Origin of the sequence: Lysinibacillus sp. GbtcB16, from assembly GCF_019091145.1 — a bacterium.
Classification (GTDB): domain Bacteria; phylum Bacillota; class Bacilli; order Bacillales_A; family Planococcaceae; genus Lysinibacillus; species Lysinibacillus fusiformis.
The window spans coordinates 1-4,822 of the sequence record NZ_JAGXJV010000028.1 but is presented as its reverse complement, the minus strand read 5'-3'; the positions used below and the strand labels follow the sequence as shown (position 1 = coordinate 4,822).

At 28.8% G+C, this 4,822-nt stretch carries 4 protein-coding genes; 3 read left to right on the top strand and 1 reads right to left on the bottom strand.

Annotation, left to right across the window (positions count from 1 at the left end; all coding sequences use genetic code 11):
* Window positions 1-618, top strand: a 618-nt coding sequence (locus KVT27_RS22815; protein ID WP_217581996.1) for a hypothetical protein, incomplete at its 5' end; no start/stop codon positions are given.
* 126 nt (window positions 619-744) lie between these two features.
* Here KVT27_RS22815 and KVT27_RS27345 read toward each other — a convergent pair.
* Complete coding sequence (locus tag KVT27_RS27345) at window positions 745-918, bottom strand: JAB domain-containing protein (RefSeq protein ID WP_098161954.1); 174 nt, start codon at window positions 916-918, stop codon at window positions 745-747.
* Window positions 919-1,319: 401 nt separating this feature from the next.
* On the opposite strand from KVT27_RS27345, the gene KVT27_RS22805 reads away from it, so the two are divergent.
* Both KVT27_RS22805 and KVT27_RS22800 read left to right on the top strand, forming a co-directional pair.
* Window positions 1,320-3,782: a site-specific DNA-methyltransferase gene (locus tag KVT27_RS22805; RefSeq protein WP_217581995.1), complete on the top strand. Its 2,463-nt coding sequence runs from the start codon at window positions 1,320-1,322 to the stop codon at window positions 3,780-3,782.
* Window positions 3,783-3,835: 53 nt separating this feature from the next.
* Window positions 3,836-4,822: hypothetical protein (locus KVT27_RS22800; RefSeq protein WP_217581994.1), on the top strand; the 987-nt coding region annotated here is incomplete at its 3' end.

Sequence of the window (4,822 nt, the reverse complement as noted above, 5' to 3'; positions counted from 1 at the left end):
GAGGATTTTTACTATATTTTAGATGAAAGTGGCATAGAAGAAGTCAATAAATCTTTAAATCTTAGTTATTTTAATAGGATGACCAATCTATATGATCTGGAATTGTACACTAAACAAATATTGAAAAAAGATAAGTTAGTACAGCTCAATAAGTCCTATGATAAAGAATATTATAAAATACTTTCCAACTCGAAAAAGTTTGATAGAATAAAAAATTTAAGTTTATCATATTATTCACATAGTGAAGACTTCATGCAAGGTATGCAATGGAATATATTTAGTAGTGACCTACAAAAAGGTGCAAATAATTTGAAAGAAATAGAAGATGAAAGTATAAAGAAAATGAATAGCTTTTTGAGCTTTCTTTGTAATGGATTAAAGGCTTACATTCTTAAACAGAATAAACTTCAGGCTGATTTTGAGTTACCTAAAGACATTGAAGATGACTATTTTATCTATAAAAAATTAGCTAAAATAGAATTCTACGAGAAATTTATAAAAAAAATAACCCCTGCAAAACTGATAGCGTTAAAAGAAAATGGCTCAAAAAAAGAAATAATGTTTTTTGATGTCTACCATAGTGTATATTCGACAATTTATGAATACAATAAAGAATAAGCTCGGCTAGGATTTTTATTCCTAGCCGAAAACTTATTTTTTTTTCTTCAAAAGTTCTTCTAAGATAATTATAACAATGGGAATTATAATTTTTTTATTAACCACATTTTTATCTCCTTTCTAAATTTATTTGATATCTCCTTTTTCTTTCAGTGAGCAAAAATTGTTTGTACATGTAATGATAGGATTTAGTAAGTTGATTCCTAGAATAGTGCAAGATTTTTCTAATCGGTTAGTTACATCAATGTATTTTGAGCTTGGTGCCGGATTTTCAGATGGATGATTATAGACAACAATTATAGAAGCGGCACTTCACATGGATGAACATTGCTAGCTAGTATTTAGAATGCTAATGTGAACAGAGTGAATACAAGTAGGCTACTTCTTGCATAATAGTTTGACTGGGGCAACATTCATATGTTTTGCACATAAGGATTTTCGAATAAAACTCACTCCCTTAAATAAATTTGAATAAATCCAAATACCTATAAGTATTTAGATTTATTCAAAGTAATAATATATAATTTAAAAATTCGAATCTCCGATTTAATTATAGTTTTTGAAGATATAAATTATGTTTGTATAAAATGAAATTAATTGCAGAAAGTATTCAAAGAGACTGGTGTTTATTTGGGATGTATGATAAAATTGTATCTCTAATATTGATATTTAAGAGGTGTTCTAAATTGGACGTTAATAACATGGGTTCTTTACTGGAAAGATTAAAAAGTTTTACAAACCCAGAAGAACTAGATACAACATATTTAACACACGGATTACATTCATATCCAGCTAAATATATACCGCAGTTACCAGAAGCTGTTATTCTAGAACATACTAATGAAAGAAATACGGTTTTAGATCCATTTTGTGGGAGTGGTACAACTGTATTGGAAGCTAGCATTCATGGTAGAAAAAGTATTGGTATTGATTCTAATCCAATTGCAGCTTTAGTGTCTAGAGTGAAAACTACTGCTTTAAGTGTTGATGAATTACAAAGGATAAAAGAAATTAGTCAGAAACTGAAAAGTATTGAGAAAGTTGAAGAAAAAGAAGTACCCAATGTCCCTAATATAGATCATTGGTTTCAACAAAATATGATTAAGGAATTGGCTTGGTTAAAAGATTTTATATCTCAAGAAAAATCAGTAAAAGTTCAAGATTTTCTTAAAGTGATTTTTAGTAGCATAATTGTCTCGGTTAGTAATCAAGAAAGTGATACTAGATATGCTGCAAAGCAGAAGAATTTACCGGATGGATATGCGTTTAAAAGATTTATTTCTAAATTAAGTTCTTCGATTAAATCTATTGAAGAACTGTCTAAAATTGAAAATGTAAAAAAGAATTCGCCAAGAATATTGAATATGGATTCAAGGGAGGTTACATCTGAGGATATTCCCGATAATAGTGTTGACTTAGTCGTAACTTCACCACCTTATGCAAATAGCTATGATTATTATTTATATCATAAATTAAGAATGACGTGGCTTGGCTATGATTTTGTTGAGGTAAAAGAAGCAGAGATTGGTTCAAGGAATGAACACTCAAGCAGGAAAAAGTCGGTTCAGACCTATATTGATAAGATGATTCCAGTTATGAAGAATGTTGCTAGGGTATTGAAACCAAATAAATTAGCTTATTTTTTCATAGGTGACTCTATCATTTCCGGAGAATACATAAATATGAAAGATGTATTCATTGAATTAGGAAATTTAACTGGATTAAGGTTTGTAGACGGTACCTCATATTCTATGGAGAGGGTTTCTCGATATTTCCAAGAGAAGAAGTTTACAACTAATAGGAATAAACAGGATAAAAAACAATGGGTGTTAATATTTGAGCCGGAAGTTACTAAAGAGAATAAAATAGGTAGAGTAGAAGCAAGTGCTATTGCTACGGAAAAAGAAGTTGATTTGTTTTCGCATATTGAAGATAAAGATGTTATTTCAATTAAATCAAATGATAATGCACGACATGTGCATTCAATTGGTAAATATCCTTCTAAATTTATTCCAGACATTCCACATTGGGCTATTAAGAAATTTTCAAAAGAAGGGGACTTAATTTTGGATCCTTTTATGGGGTCTGGTACTACTGCAGTAGAATCAATGCAATTGGGGAGAAATGTAATAGGAACAGATATTTCTCCATACGCTGCTTTATTAACGAGAGCAAAGACTACTAGAGTAGATACAAAAATAATAGATGAATCATATAGAATGTTTGAAACATTTTTAAAAGAAGCAGCAAATTTTAAATCCACAGATAGATTAATTTTTGATAAAGATGATTTTTGGTTTAATGTTAATCATTTAAGTGAATTTGAAACAATTAGGAAGTTTATTGTTGAAGAAATTCCTTTTGAATTAAGAGATTTTTATTTGAGTGTTATTTCGATGGCGATTAAAAAATTTAGTTATTTGGATGAAGCACAACTTAAAGTTAAAAGGGATGCTAAAAAAGTACTTCAAGGCACAAAATCACCTAGAGAAATTATTCTTTCTACATTAATGAAAAATGTAAATAGATTGAAAGAATTTAACTCCTTAATTTATTCAAATCAAGCCGAACCAAGAGTTTTTAATATGAGCGCAGATAAGGCTTATCCTAATATTTTAAGTGAAAATACTGTGGATTTAATTGTAACTTCACCGCCATATATTAACGCTATGAATTATCCAATGACTAGCAGGTATGAAAACCTTTTATTACGATTGGTTGAAGTAGAAGATAACATACACCATCAGACAAAGTATTTTGGTACGGAGAGAGTTTATGCTGAGCAATATAGAGAATTACATCAATTTAAATTAAAATATAAGTGGTGTGATGAACTGAATAAATTATTAGCGAAAATATATGAAAGTGAACCTAAAAGAAGTTATATAACATACGAATTCTTTTTGAATATGTATAACACTTTCTCTTCAACATATAGAGTTTTAAAGCCGGGTGGCAGATATGTAGTAGTAGCAGGAACTAATACAATTAGACAAGTTCCTATTGATACATTTGGAATAATGGTTAAAATGTTAGAAGAGTTAGGAATGGAATACGATTTTTCCTTCTATTATGAGATAATAAAAAACGCACTTAAGTTAACAAGAAATTCTACTGCTAATAAAATAAAATTAGATGGTGTAGGAGTACTTAAAAAAATTTAATATATGGATTACAATAAAAGGATGTACAATAGTACATCCTTTTATCATTTTATATGGAGTGGGATACTTTGAGAGAAATTAAAACTGTGGATATTAACTACAAACCAGATGATTTTTGGAATTTACTTAAGCGGAATTGCTCTACCGAAGAACTAATTACCTTGAATAGGAATATTATAGCTTGTAATGGTTTGAAAGCAAGTGATAATAAAGCAAACTTAGTTGATGGATTAGTAGCTAATCCAGAGTTTTGGACACAACATTGGGTTGTCATAAGTAATATATTTGGTATAGGTTATCAAGATTCAAAGGGGATTTTAAGGAATAATAAAATTAATGAGTACATTAGTACTCATCATGGAGACATAAAAGGCTTTTATTTATTCTGGACCTTCTTTTTTCAATATCCTTATGGTAAAAAACATAGTCAATATTATAAAAATGAACAAGCTGTCCATCCTATTATATTAGTTATAGAACATTTAAAGTTGCTTTTTGAATCTGCTCTGATGAAAGGAGAAAATCCTTTTGAAGAAGCATATATTACTTCAGATGAATTTGCTTTAATAGTAACGAAAATCAGAAATAATAGTGTTTTAGAAGTATCAGAAAGTGTATCAAGAATTATATTAAATAGAAAAAAAGCAGTAGATTATAGTAATTGTTATATTGAAAAACCAAGAGGATCGATGCAAGGATTATTTAATTATGTACAGGCATATTATAAGCTAAGTCCTTTAATTGAATGTGAAAATGGAAGCTTTAAAATCAATAGTTGGCACCAATATTATAAGATTTGTAATTTATTAAACTTCAAAAAAGACCCAATTGCTATGAAGGCATATAAAGAAAGAGAAGTATTAAATGAATATTTATCTGAGAATATAAAAATGGCTGATGTTCTAAAAAAAGAATATGAATACTTGGATAGTGTAGGAAAGAGGTTAGATAATATGGATGAAAATAATATAGCAAGGAAAGTCTCAAAGGATTTACAGGAACGGGGTGTTTATTTTGAAACAGAATTTATAGAATCATTC

Bases quoted from the DNA above. Each gene is read 5' to 3' on its own strand.
- KVT27_RS22805 (WP_217581995.1), top strand. From the start codon at position 1,320: ATGGGTTCTTTACTGGAAAGATTAAAAAGTTTTACAAACCCAGAAGAA.